Origin of the sequence: Streptomyces sp. CNQ085, from assembly GCF_022614595.1 — a bacterium.
Classification (GTDB): Bacteria; Actinomycetota; Actinomycetes; order Streptomycetales; family Streptomycetaceae; genus Streptomyces.
In genome coordinates this window covers 1-18,170 of sequence record NZ_JAJFAU010000100.1, presented here as the reverse complement: position 1 = coordinate 18,170, position 18,170 = coordinate 1, and the positions used below count along the sequence as shown (strand labels likewise).

Annotated in this window: 16 protein-coding genes and 1 riboswitch; of the genes, 7 read left to right on the top strand and 9 right to left on the bottom strand. The window is 75.6% G+C overall.

Translation table 11 applies throughout. The annotated features are described in order from the left end of the window. The 3 genes from LJ221_RS16720 to LJ221_RS16710 all read right to left on the bottom strand — a co-directional run. Positions 1-895: CbiQ family ECF transporter T component (locus LJ221_RS16720; RefSeq protein WP_308314800.1), on the bottom strand; the 895-nt coding region annotated here is incomplete at its 3' end. After that, positions 892-1,599 (bottom strand): SCO2322 family protein, encoded by a 708-nt coding sequence (locus tag LJ221_RS16715; RefSeq protein WP_374228482.1) that lies wholly within the window; start codon positions 1,597-1,599, stop codon positions 892-894. The genes LJ221_RS16715 and LJ221_RS16720, both read right to left, overlap by 4 nt. Continuing rightward, positions 1,596-2,903, bottom strand: coding sequence for a prenyltransferase/squalene oxidase repeat-containing protein (locus LJ221_RS16710; protein ID WP_241717529.1), 1,308 nt, complete (start codon positions 2,901-2,903; stop codon positions 1,596-1,598). Before LJ221_RS16710 ends, LJ221_RS16715 begins: the two co-directional genes overlap by 4 nt. A 161-nt stretch (positions 2,904-3,064) precedes the next feature. Next, positions 3,065-3,147: riboswitch (cobalamin riboswitch) on the bottom strand. Positions 3,148-3,462: 315 nt separating this feature from the next. Between LJ221_RS16710 and lanKC the strand changes: the two genes are divergently transcribed. The 4 genes from lanKC (at position 3,463) to LJ221_RS16690 (ending at position 10,114) form a co-directional block, all read left to right on the top strand. Then, on the top strand, positions 3,463-6,171 hold the full coding sequence (lanKC, locus tag LJ221_RS16705; RefSeq protein WP_241717528.1) for a class III lanthionine synthetase LanKC: 2,709 nt from the start codon (positions 3,463-3,465) through the stop codon (positions 6,169-6,171). Then, on the top strand, positions 6,168-6,293 hold the full coding sequence (locus LJ221_RS16700; protein WP_241717527.1) for a SapB/AmfS family lanthipeptide: 126 nt from the start codon (positions 6,168-6,170) through the stop codon (positions 6,291-6,293). The genes lanKC and LJ221_RS16700 overlap by 4 nt, the downstream gene beginning before the upstream one ends. A 159-nt stretch (positions 6,294-6,452) precedes the next feature. Next, positions 6,453-8,246, top strand: coding sequence for an ABC transporter ATP-binding protein (locus tag LJ221_RS16695; RefSeq protein ID WP_241717526.1), 1,794 nt, complete (start codon positions 6,453-6,455; stop codon positions 8,244-8,246). Then, positions 8,243-10,114 carry an ATP-binding cassette domain-containing protein gene (locus tag LJ221_RS16690; protein ID WP_241717525.1) on the top strand — a complete coding sequence of 624 codons (1,872 nt, stop codon included), beginning with the start codon at positions 8,243-8,245 and terminating at the stop codon, positions 10,112-10,114. The genes LJ221_RS16695 and LJ221_RS16690 overlap by 4 nt, the downstream gene beginning before the upstream one ends. 109 nt (positions 10,115-10,223) lie before the next feature. On the opposite strand, the gene LJ221_RS16685 is transcribed toward LJ221_RS16690, so the two are convergent. Continuing rightward, complete coding sequence (locus LJ221_RS16685) at positions 10,224-10,829, bottom strand: response regulator transcription factor (RefSeq protein ID WP_241717524.1); 606 nt, start codon at positions 10,827-10,829, stop codon at positions 10,224-10,226. A 156-nt stretch (positions 10,830-10,985) separates the two neighbouring features. Further along, a complete protein-coding gene (locus tag LJ221_RS16680; protein ID WP_241717523.1) occupies positions 10,986-11,606 on the bottom strand; it encodes a TetR family transcriptional regulator in 621 nt (206 codons plus the stop codon). 303 nt (positions 11,607-11,909) lie between these two features. Here LJ221_RS16680 and LJ221_RS16675 point away from each other — a divergent pair, with 303 nt between their 5' ends. From LJ221_RS16675 to LJ221_RS16665, 3 genes are all read left to right on the top strand, one after another. Next, a complete protein-coding gene (locus LJ221_RS16675) occupies positions 11,910-13,271 on the top strand; it encodes a glycosyltransferase family 4 protein (protein WP_374228481.1) in 1,362 nt (453 codons plus the stop codon). 75 nt (positions 13,272-13,346) lie between these two features. Then, positions 13,347-14,105, top strand: a complete 759-nt coding sequence (locus tag LJ221_RS16670) for a class I SAM-dependent methyltransferase (RefSeq protein WP_241717522.1) — start codon at positions 13,347-13,349, stop codon at positions 14,103-14,105. After that, on the top strand, positions 14,102-15,169 hold the full coding sequence (locus tag LJ221_RS16665) for a prenyltransferase (protein WP_241717521.1): 1,068 nt from the start codon (positions 14,102-14,104) through the stop codon (positions 15,167-15,169). The genes LJ221_RS16670 and LJ221_RS16665 overlap by 4 nt, the downstream gene beginning before the upstream one ends. 166 nt (positions 15,170-15,335) lie before the next feature. Here the strand turns inward: LJ221_RS16665 and LJ221_RS16660 are convergent, their stop codons facing one another. The 4 genes from LJ221_RS16660 to LJ221_RS16645 form a co-directional block, all read right to left on the bottom strand. Further along, complete coding sequence (locus tag LJ221_RS16660; RefSeq protein ID WP_241717520.1) at positions 15,336-16,289, bottom strand: DUF5336 domain-containing protein; 954 nt, start codon at positions 16,287-16,289, stop codon at positions 15,336-15,338. A 33-nt stretch (positions 16,290-16,322) separates the two neighbouring features. Next, on the bottom strand, positions 16,323-16,796 hold the full coding sequence (locus tag LJ221_RS16655; RefSeq protein ID WP_374228480.1) for an N-acetylmuramoyl-L-alanine amidase: 474 nt from the start codon (positions 16,794-16,796) through the stop codon (positions 16,323-16,325). 29 nt (positions 16,797-16,825) lie between these two features. Next, positions 16,826-17,482 carry a class I SAM-dependent methyltransferase gene (locus tag LJ221_RS16650; RefSeq protein ID WP_241717519.1) on the bottom strand — a complete coding sequence of 219 codons (657 nt, stop codon included), beginning with the start codon at positions 17,480-17,482 and terminating at the stop codon, positions 16,826-16,828. 151 nt (positions 17,483-17,633) lie between these two features. Next, positions 17,634-17,792 carry a hypothetical protein gene (locus LJ221_RS16645; RefSeq protein ID WP_241717518.1) on the bottom strand — a complete coding sequence of 53 codons (159 nt, stop codon included), beginning with the start codon at positions 17,790-17,792 and terminating at the stop codon, positions 17,634-17,636. Positions 17,793-18,170: the final 378 nt, after the last annotated feature.

The following is an 18,170-nucleotide window of genomic DNA, read 5'->3' as shown; positions in this document are numbered from 1 at the left end:
CGCCCAGCCACAGCCCGCCGAGCGCGGCGGCCAGCCCGAGCAGCAGCACCGGCAGCCCGAAGGCCGCGCCCCGGGCGGCCAGCAGCCCGTACGTCCCGGCGCACACGCCCAGCAGCCCGCCCAGGGTCAGGGCGGCGGTGGTGCGGCGCACGGCGGGCGGCACGCGCGCGGTACGGCCGTAGCCGCGCGCGTCCATCGAGGCGGCCAGTGCCACCGAGCGCTCCAGCGCGCCCTCCAGGACCGGCAGCCCGATCCGCAGCACCGCCCCGATCCCCTTGTCGTCGCGGCCGCGCAGCCGGCGGGCGGCCCGCAGCCGGCGGACATCGGCGATCAGATGGGGGGCGAACGTCATCGCCACGACCACGGCCATTCCCACCTCGTACAGCGCGGCGGGCAGGGACTTGAGCAGCCGGGCGGGGCCGGCCAGGGCGTTGGCCGCGCCGACGCACACCAGCATGGTGGCCGGCTTCAGCCCGTCGCGCAGCGCGAACACCAGCCCCTCGGCCGTGACCCGGCCACCGACGCGCACGCCCTGCGCCCAGTCGGGCAACGGCACCTCGGGGAGGGTGAACAGCACGGTGGTGCCGGGGACCGGGGAGCCGAGGAGGACGGCGAAGACCAGCCGGATCACCAGCACCGCCAGGGCGATCTTCAGGAAGGCGCCGTAGCCGCGGGCCCAGGGCGCGTCGGTGCGGCGGGCCGCGACGACGTACGCCGTGACGGCGATGATCAGGGTCAGCAGCAGCGGGTTGGTGGTGCGGGAGGCGGCCGTGGCCAGCCCCAGCGCCCACAGCCACCACGCGCCCGCGTGCAGCGCGTTGGAGCGTGTCGCGCGCGGAGCGCGCAGGCCGTGCACAAGCGCACACGGAGCCGGCAGGGGCCGCCGGGGAGTCATGACCGGCGCCGGCGGGCCTGCCGGACGGCCGCGGCGGCGAGCAAGGCGACGACGGCGCCGCCTCCGAGCAGCCCGGCAGAGGGGCCGCCGCCGCTCTCGGGGACGGCCGTGCCCCCGGACGCGCCGGAGTCCCCGTAGGCCGTGCCCTCGGAGGCGCCGGCCGTCGCCGCCGCGGAGTCGGAGACCTGTTCACCGCAGCCGGTGCGCGGATAGCCGGCGATGGCGCACAGCAGCGAGCCGGAGTCGTACCGCAGCGGCCTCAGTACGGCGGCCAGTGCCTCGGCGGCGGTCCCGTCCTCGGGCACGTGCGCGCACTCGGTGCGGCCGCCGGGCGGCCTCTCGCCCCCGGGCGCGTCGGCCCGGGTGCCGAAGTCGATGCTCAGCGCGATCCGCTTGCTCCCCTCCCGGGCCCCGGCGCCGTCGCAGATCTCCTCGAAGTCGCCGGTCCCGCGGGGCCTGTCCGCCTCGGCCGAGTCCTCGCTGACGGCGAACCGGAAGCCCAGCACGTCGCCGTCCTCGGGCCGCAGCGTGCCCGGCCCCTGCGTGGCGTACGTCCACCGGCCGCCGTCGTGCTCCCAGAAGGACCAGTAGCGGTAGCCCGCGGCGTGGGCGGGGGCCGTGCCCGCCGCCGACAGCGCGGCTGCGAACACGCCCGCGAGCACGGCGGTCAGCACGCCGGCGAGCACGGTGCGCGGCGAGCTCACCGCGCCCGCCTCTTCCGCATGCTGATCAGGAACCCGGCGCCCGCTCCGGCGACCAGGCCCGCGCCGACGAGGGACCACACCACCGGCGAGCCGCCGTCGCCGTCGTCCGCGGCCTCCTTCCGGCCGCCGTCCCCGCCGGAGGGGACGGACGCCGGGGCCGGGCCGGTGGCGTTCAGCCGCTCGACCAGGTTCACCCCGCCGAAGTCGGCCGGATCGCCGCCCGCGGCGCGGGCGGCGAGGACGAGCTGTCCCAGGGCGGCCGGGCTGCCGGAGGCCTTGTCCCAGGAGTCGAGGTTCTTCTCCAGCCAGGTCAGCGACTTCCCGGCGGCGTCGCGGTGGCCGCCCGCGGCCAGGGCGATCACGGCGTCGGCGGTGTTGCCGTGGTCCGGCTGCTCCTCGGCGCCGGGCATGGCGGACTTCAGATGCCCGCCGCCCGCCTCCAGCACCCGCGTCAGATACGCGGCGCCGGCGTCGGCGGCCTCGGCCGGGGTGCGCTTCCCGTCGCCCCCGTCGCCCTCGCCGTCGTCCTCCGCGCACTCCAGAGCCTTCGCGGCCCCGCGGTCCTCGGCGCCGCCGCCCCCACCGCCGGAGGGGGCGGCCAGACCCTCGCCCCGGGCGGCCAGTACGGCGGCGGCCGTGGCGTCGTCGTTCGCGGCCAGGCGGCCCTTCTCGTCGGGCTGGTAGGCGAAGGCGCCGCGCTCGTCCTCCTCGGCGTCGCAGCCGAGCTGGAAGCCGAGGAGGGAGTCGTAGGGGGACTTCCCGCCCTTCGCCGGGAGCGTCCTCGCCGGGTCCTCGTCCGCGGCGTCCAGGGCGCCGATCACGACGGAGACGGAGTTGGCGTCACTGGGGCCGCCGGGGTTGAAGCCCCAGCCGCCGTCCTCGTTCTGGACCGTCCGCAGCCACTTCACGGCCCGCTCCACCCGCTCGCCGTGGCCGCCGAGGGCCGCCAGCGCCTGGACGGCGGCGGCCGTGGCGTTGACGTCGGCCACCGTCTCGTCGGTGCACGCCCGGGCGGGGTCGGGGCGGTAGGAGGCGAAGGAGCCGTCCTCGCACTGCTGGCCGGTCAGCCACGACACGGCCTCGGCGGCGGGCTCCACCCCGACCGCGTCCTGGGCCAGCAGGGCCGTGGACTGGCGCCACACGCCGTCGTACCGCGGGTCGTCCTTCCCGTACAGCCCGGAGGGCAGATCCCGCTGCGCCGGGGGCCGAGCGGACGGCGACTCGTCGGCTGCGGCGACGGGGGCCGCGACCGCGCAGAGCGCGGTGGAGGCGGCCAGGGCCGCGGCGGTGCGGCGCAGGGACATGGGCGGGTGCCTTTCTCGCGGCGCAGCCGTGCACGGACGGCCGGCCGCGCTCACCGCACGGGGCACACCGGGCTCGGCTCCGCGTTCCTCGACGGTGCCGGTGCCGGGGCCGCGCCCCGCCGTGCGGCGGGGGCGGCTCCGGGAGCCTTGCGTGCCCGGGCGGGTGCTCCGGCTGTACGGCGGACGGGGCGGTGTCCGCCTGATCACGGTTGCGGGCCAGCGCCGGATTCGCACCGGCTTCCCCCGCTCGGGCACAGGACGTTCCGCGGGTCACTCTAACGGCCGCGGTTCCGGCCGGGCCGCAGGTGGGAGCGGGGTCACATCCGCGGCTGCCGTCGCGGACGACGACCGCACCGCCCCCGGCGGTGCGGACCGGCGCCCTCCCCCGCGAGGTCCGCGGCCCCCTCCCCGCCCCGGAAGACGTTCGCGAGCCGCTCGCGGACCACTCGTGCATTCCTCACGGCCGACTCGTGACAGCTGTGACTGTTCCGCCCCTCGGGCGCCGTGGAATGGTCTTCCCCGGACGCCGCCGGTGACCGAGAAGAGCCGAGGGGGAACGATGAGCAAGGGCTACGCCGTCTTCTGCGACGCCGACCGCCACTTCTACGACGCTCCCCACCGCCTCCCGGACGAGACCGGACGGGCCGGCACCTACGAGGCCGCCCGCCGCCCGGCCCCCGCCGGCTGGCAGCGCCACCGCTCCGGCGACTGGCTGGCCCTGCGCCCCCTGAACGCCGAACTCCCCGCCCAGGGCTGGAAGATCCACGTCTCGGCCTGCCTGGACAACGCCGAGCGGATCCTGGAGAAGGTGTGGGACTACTGCGTCTCCCGGGGCGTGGCCTTCAAGTTCATGCCCAGCCGCTACCTCCTGCACAACCGCAACGCCAAGTACGCCGACCGCGGCGCCAGCGGGAAGTTCGTCACCGTCTACCCGGCCGGCGACGAGCAGTGCCGCACTATCGCCGAGGACCTCGACGCGCTGCTGGCCGGCGAGAGCGGCCCGTACATCCTCAGCGACCTGCGCTGGGGGAACGGCCCGGTGCACGTGCGCTGGGGCAGCTTCACCGAGCGGCACTGCTACGAGAACGGCGAGCTGCGTCCCGCCGTCGAGGACGCCGGGGGCCGTCTGGTGCCCGACCGCAGGGACCCGGCCTTCCACGTCCCCGACTGGATCACCCTCCCCGACTTCCTGCGGCCCCATCTGGAGGCCCGCGGCGCGGCGAAGGTCGCCGACATCCCCTACCGCATCGAGAAGGCCCTGCACTTCTCCAACGGCGGGGGCGTGTACGTCGGCACCGACACCCGCACCGGTGAGAAGGTCGTCCTCAAGGAGGGCCGCCCCCACGCCGGCCTCGCCGCCGACGGCGCCGACGCCGTGGCCCGCCTGCGCCGCGAGAAGGAGGCGCTGGAGGGGCTGTCGGGCCTGCCCCAGACCCCCGAGGTGCGCGACTGGTTCCAGCTCGGCGACCACTGGTTCCTGGTGCTGGAGTATGTCGAGGGCCGGCCGCTCAACAGCTTCTTCGCCCTGCGCCATCCGCTGATCGAGGCGGACCCCGGCCCGGAGGCGATCGCCGGGTACACCGAGTGGGCCCTGCGCGTCCACCGGCTGGTGGAGGAGGCCGTCGAGGCCGTCCACGCCCGCGGCGTCGTCTTCAACGACCTGCACCTGTTCAACATCATGGTCTCCGAGGACGAGCGGTCGGTGACGCTGCTGGACTTCGAGGCCGCCGCCCACATCGACGAGGGCCGCCGCCAGGTCATCGCCAATCCCGGCTTCGTGGCCCCGGCCGACCGCAGGGGGTTCGACGTCGACCGCTACGCCCTGGCCTGCCTGCGCATCGCGCTCTTCCTGCCGCAGACCAGTCTGCTGGCGATCGACCGGGGCAAGGCGGCGCACCTGGCCGAGCTGGTGGCCGAGGAGTTCCCCGTGCCGCGCGGGTTCCTCGACGAGGCCGTGGCGGAGATCCTCCGCGGCTGGGAGCCCCCGGAGCCGGACGGCGCCGGGCGCGGTCCGGGCGGCACGGCCCGGGAGGGGACGGCGGGCGCCGCGACGGGCACGCCCGGGCGGGGCTACCTGCCCGTCCACCCCGCCGACTGGCCGCACAGCCGCGACTCGATGGCGCGGGCGATACTCGCCTCGGCCACCCCCGAACGCGAGGACCGCTTCTTCCCCGGCGACATCGCCCAGTTCGCCGCGGGCGGCGGGGCCTCCTTCGCCAACGGCGCGGCCGGCGTGCTCCACGCCCTGGCCGAGACCGGCGCCGAGAGGTGCCCGGCCGCCGAGGACTGGCTGCTGCGCAGGGCCAAGGAGCCCGCCTCCGGTATCGCGCTCGGCTTCTACGACGGGCTGTCCGGCATCGCCTGGACCCTGGAGCGCTTCGGCCACACCGACCGGGCCCTGGAACTGGCCGGGACGGTCGTGGACCAGCCCTGGGACGATCTGGCCCCCGACCTGCACGGCGGGCTGTCCGGCATCGGTCTGGCGCTGGACTCCCTGGCCGCCTCCACCGGCGAGAGCGCCCTGCGCGACGCCGCGCTGCGCTGCGCCCGCCTCGTCGCCGACAGGGCCGGCGAGGGCGGACGCGGGACCGGACGCGGCGGCCCCCGGGCCGGACTGCTGCACGGCTCGGCCGGCCAGGCCCTGCTCTTCCTGCGGCTGTACGAGCGCACCGGCGAGCCCGGACTGCTCGACCTCGCCGCCGAAGCGCTGCGGCGCGACCTCGACCGCTGCGTGACGAGCGCCGGCGGGGCCCTGCAGGTGGACGAGGGCTGGCGCACCATGCCCTACCTCGGCGAGGGCAGCGTCGGCATCGGGATGGTGCTGGACGACTACGCCGCCCACCGCGACGACGAGCGGTTCGAGCGGGCGCGGCACGACATCCTCAGGGCCGCCCGCTCCAGGTTCTACGCCCAGCCGGCCCTGTTCCGGGGCACGGCCGGGATGATCCTGCACCTGAGCCGCACCACCGCCGGCGACCCCGGAGCCCGTGAGGCGGACCTGCGCCGCCAGATCGCCTCGCTGACCCGGGCCGCCGTCCCCTACCAGGGCCTGCTGGCCTTCCCCGGCGAGCAGATGATGCGCCTGTCGATGGATCTCGCCACCGGCACGGCCGGCTGTCTGCTCGCCCTGGGCAGCGCGCTGCACGACACCCCCGTGCACCTGCCCTTCCTCCCGCCGCCCCCCGGGCGGCCCCAGAGCCGGTCTCTCGTCAGGGAGGCCGTACCGGAAGATCCCGTCCCCACGGAAACGAAAGGAACAGAGAAATGACGCTTCTCGACCTGCAGACCCTGGAGACCGCCGAGGACAAGGGCACCGTCGCCGGCGGCGGTTCCGAGGCCAGCCTGCTGCTGTGCGGTGACAGCTCCCTGAGTGTCACCACCTGCAACTGACCTCGCCCCGGCGGGACCTGATCCCGCGAGCGTGAGACGGTCGACGCGGTCCCGGGCGGTCACAGCGCCCGGGACCGCGTCCCCGTATCCCCAGGTCTGCCCCGGCCGCCCCGTGCGTACCCCGCCGCGCCGCCCACGGACGCGAGGAGCCAACCGCCCATGGCGCCCCAGCCCGCCGCCGATTCCGATTCCGCCGCCACCGGCCTGCCGGCCGACCGCGTCCTGACGGCCGCGGTCCGCCACAGCGGCGGGCGCGCCGCGGCGATCTGCCTGCTGGCCGCCGCCTCCGCCGCCGCGACCGTCGCCCTGCCCGCCGCGCTCGGACACACCCTCGACCTGGCGCTGGACGGCGCCGGGGAGGCCGTCCGCTGGACGGCGCTGTGCGCGCTGCTGGTCGCCGCCGAGGTACTGCTGGACGCGGTGAGCGCCCATCTCACCGGCACCACCGACGCCCGCTCCACCGCCTGGCTGCGCCGTCGCGGACTGGAGCACCTGCTGGCCGTGGGCCCCCGGCGGGCGGCCCGCTTCGGCCACGGCGACCTGGTGACCCGGCTGTCGGGCAACGCGGCCGAGGCCGGCGGCGCCCCCGCCGCCGCCGCCACCGCCGTCTCCTCGCTCCTCACCCCGCTCGGCGCCCTGGCGGCGCTGGTGCTGGTGGACCCCTGGCTCGCCGCCGCCTTCTGCGCGGGGGTCCCGCTGCTGGTGCTGCTGCTGCGCGCCTTCGCCCGCGGCTCCTCCGACAGCGTCTCGCGCTACCAGCGCGTCCAGGGCGAGATCGCCGCGCGCCTGGTCGAGGCGCTGGCCGGCGCCCGTACCCTCGCCGCCGCGGGCACCGCCGACCGCGAACGGGCCCGCGTGCTGGCCCCGCTGCCCGAACTGGCCTCACAGGGGCGGCGCATGTGGCACGTGTACGGGCGGGCCATGGTCGGCAGCGGCATCCTGGTACCCCTTCTGACGATCGCCGTCCTGGCGGTGGGCGGTATACGGCTGGCCGCCGGCGAGTTGAGCGTCGGCGGGCTGCTGGCCGCCTCCCGCTACGCGGCCCTGGCCGCCGGGGTCGGCGCGGTCACCGGCCGGCTGAGCGCCCTGGTGCGCAGCCGCGCCGCGGCCCGCCGCGTCGGCGAGCTGCTGGCCCTGCCCCCGGTCGCGTACGGCCGCCGGAGCCTGCCGGCGGACGGCACCGGACGGCTGGAGCTGCGCGGCGTCACCGCGGTGCGCGGCGGGCGCGAGGTGCTGCGCGGTGTCGATCTGGTGGTGCCCGGCGGCACCACGGTGGCCGTGGTGGGGCGGTCCGGCGCGGGCAAGTCCACCCTCGCCGCGCTCGCCGGGCGCCTGGCCGACCCCGACGAGGGGCAGGTGCTGCTCGACGGCGTCCCGCTGGACGGGATCGGCTCCGCCGAGCTGCGCCGCGAGGTCGGCCACGCCTTCGAGCGGCCGGCCCTGTTCGGGGAGACCGTCGGCGAGGCCGTCGCCTTCGGCGCGTACGACCCGGGCCCCGGCGCCGTGGAGGACGCGGCGCGGGCGGCCAGCGCGGACGCCTTCGTCCGCCGCCTTCCCGCCGGGTACGGCACCGCGCTCGCGGACGCGCCGCTGTCCGGCGGCGAGTTCCAGCGCCTGGGTCTGGCCCGGGCCTTCGCCCACGCGGGACGGCTGCTGGTGCTGGACGACGCCACCTCCAGCCTGGACAGCGTCACCGAACTCCAGGTGAGCCGGGCGCTGACGGGCCGGGTGCGGCCGGGTACCCGGCTGCTGATCGCGCACCGCGTCTCCTCCGCGGCCCGCGCGGATCTGGTGGCATGGCTGGAGGACGGCCGGGTGCGGGCCGTCGGACCGCACGAGGTGTTGTGGGAACTGCCGGACTACCGGGCGGTGTTCGCGGCCGAAGACGCCTCGGACGCCCCGGCCGGCCGTGCCGGGGCGGCGGCCCGCGCGGCGGCGGAGGAGCCCCGGTGAGCCCGGCCGGCCGTACCTCCCCGGGCCCGGCCCGCCGCCTCCTGCCGCACGCCGCGCGCTTCCTGAGCCGCCGGCGGCGCGTCCTGCTCCGGCTCGGCGGCTGGTCGCTGCTGGAGTCCGGGCAGACCTTCCTGGTCGGCTACGGCGTGGCCCAGGCGCTGGACCGCGGTTTCCTGGCCGGGCGCACCGGGACGGGACTGGCCTGGCTGGCGGTGGCCGCCGCGGCGACCGTCGCCGGCGGCCTGGCCGTACGAGGGGTCTTCCGCGGCCTGGCCGACCTCGTGGAACCGTTGCGCGACGGTCTGCTGAGCCGGGTGGTGGCCCGTGCCCTGCACGGTGCCGTGGCCGAGCCGGCCCGGACGGACAGCTCCTCCGTCTCCCGCCTCACCCACCAGACCGAGCTGGCCCGGGACAGCTTCGCCGGACTGGTGCTGGTGCTGCGCTCCTTCGTCTTCACCGCCGCCGGGGCGCTGGCCGGGCTGGCCTCACTCCACCTCCTGCTGCTTCTGGTCGTCCTTCCGCCACTGGTGCTGGGACTGCTGCTCTTCACGGCCACGCTGGTGCCGATGGCGGCGCGCCAGCGGGACTTCCTCGACGCGGACGAGGCCCTCTCCATGCGTTACGGAGCCGTCGCCGCCGGGCTGCGGGACGTCGTGGCGTGCGGGGCCGAGCGGCCCACCGCCAGGGAGGCGGACGCGCTGGTGGCCACCGAGGTGGAAGCGGCCCGTTCGCTGGCCCGGTGGGCCGCGGCGCGCACCGTGGCGCTGGGCGTGGCCGGGCATCTGCCCATCGTGCTGCTGCTGCTGGCCACTCCGTGGCTGCTGGACCGGGGGCTCACGGCGGGCGCGCTGCTGGGCGCGCTGACGTATCTGACCCAGTCGCTGCTGCCCGCTCTGCGCACCCTGATGAGCGCCCTGGGAGCGGCGGGCACCCGGCTGCTGGTGATTCTGGACCGGCTGGTCGGCGCGGAACCGGGGCGGGAGGGCGAGCCGGAGGCCGGGAAGCCCGCCGCGGCTCCCGCCGAGCCTTCCGCCCCCGCGGGGCCCTCCGCTCCCGCCTCCTCCGCGGAGGGCTCCCGGGTGGAGCTGCGCTCGGTCACCTTCGCCTACGGCCCCGGAGCCCAGCCGGTGCTGTGGGAGGTGGACCTCACCGTCGAACCCGGCGAGCACCTGGTCGTCGTGGGCCCCAGCGGCATCGGCAAGTCCACCCTCACCGCTCTGGTGGCGGGCCTGCTCACCCCCGGCCGGGGCGAGGTGCTGGTGGACGGCGTCCCGCCTCCCGCGGCCGGGAGGGGGGCCGGCGAGCCGGCGCGGCGGCGTGTGCTGATCCCGCAGCAGGCGTACGTGTTCACCGGCACCCTCCGCGAGAACCTGCTCTACCTGTGCCCGGACGGTCCGTCCGGCGGCGGGCCGGAGAGCGGCGGCCCGGAGGCGAGGCTGGCCGCCTCGGTGGCGGCGGTCGGGCTCGGCCCGCTGGCCGCCTCGCTGGGCGGGCTGGACGCGGTGATCGACCCGGCCGCCCTCTCCCATGGGGAGCGGCAGCTGATCGCACTGGCACGGGCCCATCTGTCGCCCGCGCCCCTGGTGCTGCTGGACGAGGCCACCTGCCATCTGGACCCGGAGGCGGAGGAGCGTGCCGAGCGGGCGTTCGCGGACCGGCCCGGCACGCTGGTGGTGGTCGCCCACCGGATCAGTTCGGCGCACCGGGCCGACCGGGTACTGGTGATGGACGGAGCCCGCGCCACCGCCGGAAGCCACCATGAGCTGCTGGAGAGCTCCCCGCTGTACCGCGATCTGGTGGGACGCTGGCACACCGGCCGCGAGGCCCGGCCCGCCGCCCGGCCCGGGCGGGAGAGCGCCCCGGCCTGAGACCCGCGGCCCCGGGCCCCGCACAGGCCCGGCCGGGCGTACGTACACGTGCCCGCGCACCTGTGCGCCCGGCGGGACGGCGGTCCGGTCGGGCCCTCGCCCGTCGGCGCTACACCCAGCCCGCGCCCTGGGATATCCGTATGGCGTCGACTCTGTTGCGCGCCCCGGTCTTACGGGTGATCGCCGACATGTAGTTGCGTATGGTGCCGTGCGAGAGGTGCAGCCGCCCGGCGATCTCGGAGACCGTCGCCCCCCTCGCGGCCAGCGACAGAACGCTCAGCTCCCGCGCGGTGAGGGGCATGTCGGCGGCGCGGAGCAGATCGTGGGCGAGGGAGTCGTCCACGTATCTCTTTCCCGCGGCGACGTTTCTGATCCCCTCGAGTAACCGCTGCGGGGTGGCGTCCTTGTCGACGAAACCCAGCGCCTGCGCGTCATAGGCCCGGCGCAGTGCGCCGGGCCGCCCGGGAGTGGCCAGAACCAGTAGCCCGCATTTTGCCGACGTCATATGCCGGCACAGTTCCGCCATGCCGGCCACGTCCGGGGCCCCGGGTCCGTCCAGGTCCAGGACGCACACATCCGCCCGCAGGGCCCGGAGCCGGCCGGGATCGTTGGACCAGGGTACGTCGCGTACCTCCAGGTCGGGTGCATCGTTGAGCAACGCCGCCAGGCCGGATCGCAGCAGGCCGAAATGGTGCACCAGCAATACCTGAATCACGTTCAGCTCCTCCAGTGCCCTGATCGGGGGACGTTCGTCGAACACCCGTCAACAGATACCTGCAAATGGCACTGGTTAACGCAGGGTTTCGGACAGTACCGGTGAGTAATGGAGGTGCCGGGGGTGATCGGGGGGCGCGTGAATCATCGGTTCGCGCTACCGACGCACATCACTGATCGTTTCCATGGTGATCAAATTGCAAACCGTTTCGATGTCTTCTTGGACCTGCTCGATCGAAATGCGACCGGAGAGCCATCCGATCAGTTCCGAATGCCAGGTATGCGCGATGACGCGGACCGCCGAGAGCCGCTCCGGCGTCGGCTCGCCCCGCGCTCCCACCGCGTCCAGGATGATCTCGGAGGTGAGCCGGGAGACCGCGTCGACCTCCGCGCCGGCCGAACGGTCGGCGAAGGTGAACGCCCGCAGCATGGCCTCCGCCAGGTTCGGTTCCCGCTGGAGCGCGCGGAAGGCGCGCATCAGCGTCACCGCGACCCGGGCGGCGGGCTCCGGCTCCCCGGGGGGATGCCGGTGCAGCGTCTCGTGCAGCCGCTCCAGCTGGTCGTACATGGTGGCGACCAGCAGATGGACCTTGGAGGGGAAGTAGCGGTAGAGGGTGCCCAGCGCGACGTCCGCGGACTCGGCGACCTCGCGCATCTGCACCGCGCCGAAGCCCCCGCGCCGGGCCAGCCCGGTGCTGGCCGCCAGGATGCGGTGGCGGCGCGCCTCCTGGCGCTCGGTGAGCGCGGGAGTGGAGGGGAAGCCGGGATGTGCCGTCAAGTCTCTCCTGCCGTCTGTCCCGTCGGGCCCGGGCGGCTCCCGCCGCGGGGCCGGGCCGTGAGGGCCCGGGAGCCGCATCCTCGCAGGACGGGGCCGTGGCGTGAATCACCCGGCCCGGCCCGGTCCGGAACTCCTACCAGTCGGTAATCTTGCGAGCCGGAACCGCCCCGCCCCTGGAGCCGGACAGGGCCGGGGCGCGGGCCGAGCGCGCCCGGGGCATCATTGAAACTTGTTCCAGAATATCCCTGGCGGTTACGCTCCGGCGGAAAATCGCCGCTGGGACCTTCGAGAAGGGGGCCGTGAGTGACGGCAGAGGCCACCTGGGGCGCCGCGCCCGGACTCCTGGCGGGTGAGGCCGCCGACGGCGGCCGACCGCTGCGGATAGCGCTGCTCACCTACAAGGGGAACCCGTTCTGCGGCGGTCAGGGTGTCTACGTGCGCCACCTGTCGCGCGAGCTGGCCCGACTCGGACACCGTGTCGAGGTGATCGGCGCCCAGCCCTACCCCGTGCTGGACCGGGCGGACGGGCTGCCGGGAGAGGTCTCCCTCACCCGTCTGCCCAGCCTCGACCTCTACCGGCAGCCCGACCCCTTCCGCACCCCGAGGCCCGGGGAGTACCGAGACTGGGTCGACGCGCTGGAGGTCGCGGCCATGTGGACCGGGGGCTTCCCCGAGCCGCTGACCTTCTCGCTGCGCGCCCGCCGCCACCTGGCCGCCCGGCGCGGCGAGTTCGACGTCGTCCACGACAACCAGACCCTCGGATACGGCCTGCTCGGTCTGGACCGGCTCGGCTTCCCCCTGGTCACCACCGTCCACCACCCCGTCACCGTCGACCGCCGCCTGGATCTGGCGGCGGCCGAGAGCTGGAGGCGCCGGGCCTCGGTGCGCCGCTGGTACGGCTTCACCCGTATGCAGAGGCGTGTCGCCCGGCGGCTGCCGACCGTGCTGACCGTCTCCGGGTCCTCCCGCCGGGAGATCGCCGAGGACCTCGGAGTGCGTCCCGAGCGCGTCCACGTCGTGCCCATCGGCGCCGACACCCGGCTGTTCTCGCCCGACGCGGCCGTTCCCGAGATCCCCGGCCGCGTCGTCACCACCTCCAGCGCCGACGTCCCCCTCAAGGGGCTGGTCCACCTCGTCGAGGCCCTGGCCAAGGTCCGCACCGAGCACGCGGACGCGCATCTGGTCGTCGTCGGCAAACGCCCGGAGAAGGGGCCGGTGGCCGAGGCGATGGAGCGCCACGGGCTCGGCGGCGCGGTGGAGTTCGTCAAGGGCATCAGCGACCGGGAGCTGGCCGATCTGGTACGCGGCGCCCAGATCGCCTGCGTGCCCTCCCTCTACGAGGGCTTCTCCCTGCCGGCGGCCGAGGCCATGGCCACCGGCACCCCCCTGGTCGCCACCACCGGCGGCGCCATCCCCGAGGTCGCCGGCCCCGACGGCGAGACCTGCCTGGCGGTGGAGCCGGCCGACACCGGAGCGCTCGCCGCGGCGCTGGGCAGGCTGCTCGGCGACGCGGAACTGCGGGCACGCCTGGGCGCGGCCGGACGGGAGAGGGTGCTGCGCCGCTTCACCTGGGAGCAGGCCGCCCGCGGCACGGTGGAGCACTACCGCGCCGCCGTCGCCGCCCGCGGCCCCGCCTCCGGGCCGTCACCGGACCGCACCGCCTAGCGCCAACTGGCACAGCCTGGCACGCCCAGAGCACCGCATAGCACCCCAGCACCGCACCGAGGAAGGCAGACACCCGTGCTGACCGTGGACTTCTCCCGCTTCCCGCTCGCCCCCGGGGACCGGGTCCTGGACCTGGGGTGCGGCGCCGGGCGCCATGCCTTCGAGTGCTACCGGCGCGGCGCCCGCGTCGTCGCGCTGGACCGCGACGCCGAGGAGATCCGCGAGGTCGCCAGGTGGTTCGCCGCGATGGAGGAGGCCGGCGAGGCCCCGGCGGGCGCCGAGGCCACCGCGATGGAGGGCGACGCCCTGGCCCTGCCCTTCCCCGACGACAGCTTCGACGCCGTGATCATCTCCGAGGTGATGGAGCACATCCCCGACGACAAGGGCGTCCTGGCCGAGATGGTCCGGGTGCTGCGCCCCGGTGGCCGGATCGCGGTGACCGTGCCGCGCTACGGGCCGGAGAAGGTCTGCTGGACGCTGTCCGACGCCTACCACGAGGTCGAGGGCGGCCACATCCGCATCTACCGCGCCCACGAACTGCTGGCGAAGATGCGGGGTGCGGGCCTGAGGCCGTACGGCACCCACCACGCGCACGCCCTGCACTCCCCGTACTGGTGGCTCAAGTGCGCCTTCGGAGTGAACCGGGACGGTGACGAGGCCGCGCTGCCGGTACGCGCCTACCACAAGCTGCTGGTCTGGGACATCATGAAGAAGCCGCTGGCCACCCGCCTCGCCGAGGAGCTGCTCAACCCGGTGATGGGTAAGAGCTTCGTGGCCTACGCCACCAAGCCGCACCTGCCCGCCGACGCCGCCTGTGGCCGGGAGACGGCGTGACGAGTCCGGGCCGCACCGAACGACTGGTCCTGCCCGGCGTCCTGACCGCCGAACAGGCCGAGCGGACCGTCGCGGGCATCGCCGCCCTCCAGCGCGAGGACGGCGCGATCCCGTGGTTCCGGGGCCACCACCTCGACCCCTGGGACCACGTCGAGGCCGCGATGGCGCTGGACGCGGCGGGGGAGCACGAGCGGGCCGAGACCGCCTACCGCTGGCTGGCCGAGCACCAGAACACGGACGGCTCCTGGTACGCCGCCTACGCCGACGGGGACGCGGCCCGCCCCACCGACCTGGGCAAGGAGACCAACTTCTGCGCCTACGTCGCCGTCGGGGTGTGGCACCACTACCTCGCCACCGGCGACGACACCTTCGCGGACCGCATGTGGCCGGTGGTCCGCGCGGCCGTGGAGTTCGTCCTGGAACTCCAGCAGCCCGGCGGTCAGATCGGCTGGAAGCGGGAGGCCGACGGCACTCCCGTCACCGACGCCCTGCTGACCGGCTGCTCCTCGATGCACCAGGCGCTGCGCTGCGCGCTGGCTCTGGCCGAGCACCGCGAGGAGGCGCAGCCGGACTGGGAGCTGGCGCTGGGCCGGCTGGGCCACGCGGTGCGCCACCACCCCGAGCGTTTCCTGGACAAGGACCGCTACTCGATGGACTGGTACTACCCCGTCCTGGGCGGCGCGGTGACCGGGGCCGCGGCCAAGGAGCGCATCGAGTCCGGCTGGGACCGCTTCGTCGTCCCCGGCCTGGGCGTGCGCTGCGTGCTGCCCAACCCCTGGGTGACCGGCGGAGAGAGCGCCGAACTCGCCCTGGCCCTGTGGGTGATGGGGGAGTCCGACCGGGCGCTGGAGATCCTGCGCTGGATGCAGCACCTGCGCGCCGAGGACGGCCTGTACTGGACCGGTTACGTCTTCGAGGACGAGGCATTCTGGCCCGAGGAACTGACCTCCTGGACGGCCGGCTCGCTGCTGCTGGCCGTGGCCGCGCTCGGCGGCGACGAGGCCACGGTGGCGGTCTTCGGCGGCGAGGAACTGCCGGCCGGGCCGGAGCCGGACTGCTGCTGAGCCGGGGCCGTCCTTCCGCGGCGGGCGCCGGGAACACGGCACGCCGTCCCCCGCCCGCCCGCCCGTCCCGCTTCCCGCCGCACGCACGTGTCACATGTGTCGGGCCCCCTCCGGCACTGGAGGGGGCCCGACACACGACCGCTCGCGCGAGCGCGCGGGGGGATTGTCAGCCGCGCTGGATGCCGGAGGTGTCCTGCAGGACGCCGCGGCGGCCGTCCTGCGTCTGCGCCACCAGCGCCTGGCCGCGCTGCTCCACCGCCAGGTACCAGGTGCCCGGGGCCAGTTCGGCGACCGGGGCGGGGGAGCCGTCCTCGCCGTACAGCGGCCGCGCGACCGGAACGGCGAACCAGAAGGGCTGGAAGTTCGGGTCGGCCGGAGCGCCGCCGCCCGCCGGAGCCGCCTGCTGCTGCGGCGCCGGCCGGCCCCCGTCGTACGCCGCCTGGCCGTACGCCGCCTGGCCGTACGTCGGCTGGCCGTACGCCGCCTGGCCGTGCTGGTCGGGCTGACCCGGCTGCGGGCCGCCCGGGTAGCCGTAACCGTCCTGCGGCTGACCGGGCATCGGCTGACCGGGCATCGGCTGGCCGGGCTGGGCGCCGGGATAGCCGTAGCCGCCGGCCTGCGGGCCCGGAGTGTAGGGGTTCGGGGCCTGCGGGGAGGGGGCCGGCAGCAGCGGGGCCCTGAGCGCGCCCGCGGTGTTGCCCAGGACGGCGAAGGCCGCCATGAGCAGACCGCCGATGAGGGTCAGCCAGGCGCCCGCACCCAGGCCGATGTTGCGGTTGAGGTCCAGGCCCTCCGGGTCCGGCGCGATGGTGGCGAACACCGACCACAGTGCCGCCCAGCCGACGAAGACCGCCAGCGCGGTGCCCCACTGGTCGAGACCGAGCCCCACCACCTTGCGGTCCCCGGGCATGATCCGCCCGAGGACGAGCAGGGCGGCCGCGATCAGCGCGGCGAGCGTCACGGTCGGCAGCAGTGGGAAGAGTGCGGGATCCCAGCTGCTGACCGTGCAGTTCTCGGTGCAGTCGTCGGCCTTGAAGAAGGCGGGGAACGAGGCGATGAACAGCAGTACCGCTGCTCCGACAACCGCGCCATCGCTTCGGGTGAGCGAGCGGATGTTCACGTAATATCCTTAATCGGTTTCATCATGGTCTGGTCAGACTGGGGCGGGCCCCATCGTACGGAAGGACGCTCCGCGGAGTCCGGCGGGTTCTCCCGCCCGGCCCCGGCCCGTCCCACCGGCCCGCCCAGCGGTTCGCGCGCCGCCTCGCACGCCGTCGCGCCCGCCCAGCCGGCGCGAGGGGGCGGTGATCCGCCGGGTGTCGGCCGCGCCCTCGGTCACCCGCGCCGGGAGGACGAGGTGGAAGCCCCGGTCGCCCTCGCCCGATCCTGCGGCGTGCACCGAGACCACCGTGTCGGCCCCCGCCTCGTTCCCGATCCGGGCGCGCTCGTCCACGCACGGCCCGTACGGGCGGTCGCCGTCGTGGGTGAACTCCACCCTCGCGCCCAGCTCTTCGGGGAGGGTGCGGGCGCGGTGGGCGATGTCGAGGGTGAAGGACGCCTCCGCGTAGCCGGAGTCGGTGGCCGTACTGGTGGTGTCGCGCTCCTCGCGGTGCGTGCCGGCGTCCACGGGACATGACCGGATCGTAGCGCCGCGTCCTACAGGCCCGGACCGGTACGCCGCAGAACGCGCAGCGAGCGGACCGCGCGCTCCTCGGCGAAGGCGCCGGAGGCCAGCGCGCGGCGGTGGATGCGGTGGGGCGCCTGGCCGCCGTCGGCCGGGTCCGGGAAGACGTCGTGGATGACCAGCAGCCCGCCCTCGGCCAGATGCGGGACCCAGCCCTCGTAGTCGGCACTCGCGTGCTCGTCGGTGTGCCCGCCGTCGACGAAGACCAGGCCGAGCCGGCCGCCCCACACCGACGCGGCCCGCGGCGAGCGTCCGACGAGCGCGACGACGTGCTCCTCCAGCCCGGCGGCGTGCAGGGTGCGGCGGAAGAAGGGCAGGGTGTCCATCAGCCCCGTCTCGGTATCCACCAGGGAGGGGTCGTGGTACTCCCAGCCCGGCTGCTGCTCCTCGCTGCCCCGGTGGTGGTCGAGGGTCAGGACGGTCACGTCGCCGTCCGCGCGGCGGGCGGCGTCGGCCAGCAGGAGGGTGGAGCGGCCGCAGTACGTGCCGATCTCCAGCAGCGGCAGCCCCAGCCGTGCCGCGTCGCGGGCGGCCGCGTACAGCGCCAGCCCCTCGTCGGCGGGCATGAAGCCCCTGGCCGCCTCGAAGGCGGCGAGGACCTCGGGCGCGGGTCGCTCTGCGGAATCCATGGGCTCGGCCTTTCTGACCTGCGGTGCTGCCGACCATGCTGCCCCACGCGTGCCCCGGCCGGTGAGGCGGGTGGACGGAGGGGCGCTCGCGGGGGCGCGCTCCGTGCCCGGCAGCGGGAAGGCCCGGAAGAACGTACCGGAGCGGGCGGGATCACTCCTCCCGCGGCTCCTGTCCGGCGGTGCGGCGGTGGCGCCCTCGGACGGGCACCGAGGGCTCCTCGCCGACGGCGGCCGGGCCGCGGTGCCGGCCGTGGTGCTCGCCGGCCGCGGCGCTGGTCTCGCTGCTCGTCTGGGTCTGGGTCTGGGACATCGCGGGAATACTCCGTGGATTCGAGGCTTCTTCCTCCGTACCCGACCAGATCGTAGTAGTCCTACGATCTTCGTTCCGCCTCTTTCCGTGCCAGTGGCGCCTGCTGGAGCGGCACCGGTGTGGAGGCCGCGGACCGCACCGCGAGCGGGTCGCCCTCCCCGCCCGGACCGTCACCCGCCGCGCCGTCCTCCCCCGGGCCGTCCGGGGCGCGCTCCGTGCGCTGCCGGGGCGGCGGCCCGGGCTCCGGCGACGGCGTGATCCGGGCCAGGCCGCACCGCGTCCGGCCCGCGGGGCCGCCGGTTCATCGAGCTGTACGAGGAGATCGGCCTCCCGCCCATCCGCCTGCACGACCTGCGCCACGGTGCCGCGACGCTGGCC

Excerpts from the sequence above, each read along its gene's own strand:
- LJ221_RS16695 (WP_241717526.1), top strand. The coding sequence starts at position 6,453 with ATGGCGCCCCAGCCCGCCGCCGATTCCGATTCCGCCGCCACCGGCCTG.
- LJ221_RS16650 (WP_241717519.1), bottom strand. The coding sequence starts at position 17,482 with ATGGATTCCGCAGAGCGACCCGCGCCCGAGGTCCTCGCCGCCTTCGAG.
- LJ221_RS16700 (WP_241717527.1), top strand. The coding sequence starts at position 6,168 with ATGACGCTTCTCGACCTGCAGACCCTGGAGACCGCCGAGGACAAGGGC.
- lanKC (WP_241717528.1), top strand. The coding sequence starts at position 3,463 with ATGAGCAAGGGCTACGCCGTCTTCTGCGACGCCGACCGCCACTTCTAC.
- LJ221_RS16710 (WP_241717529.1), bottom strand. The coding sequence starts at position 2,903 with ATGTCCCTGCGCCGCACCGCCGCGGCCCTGGCCGCCTCCACCGCGCTC.
- LJ221_RS16645 (WP_241717518.1), bottom strand. The coding sequence starts at position 17,792 with ATGTCCCAGACCCAGACCCAGACGAGCAGCGAGACCAGCGCCGCGGCC.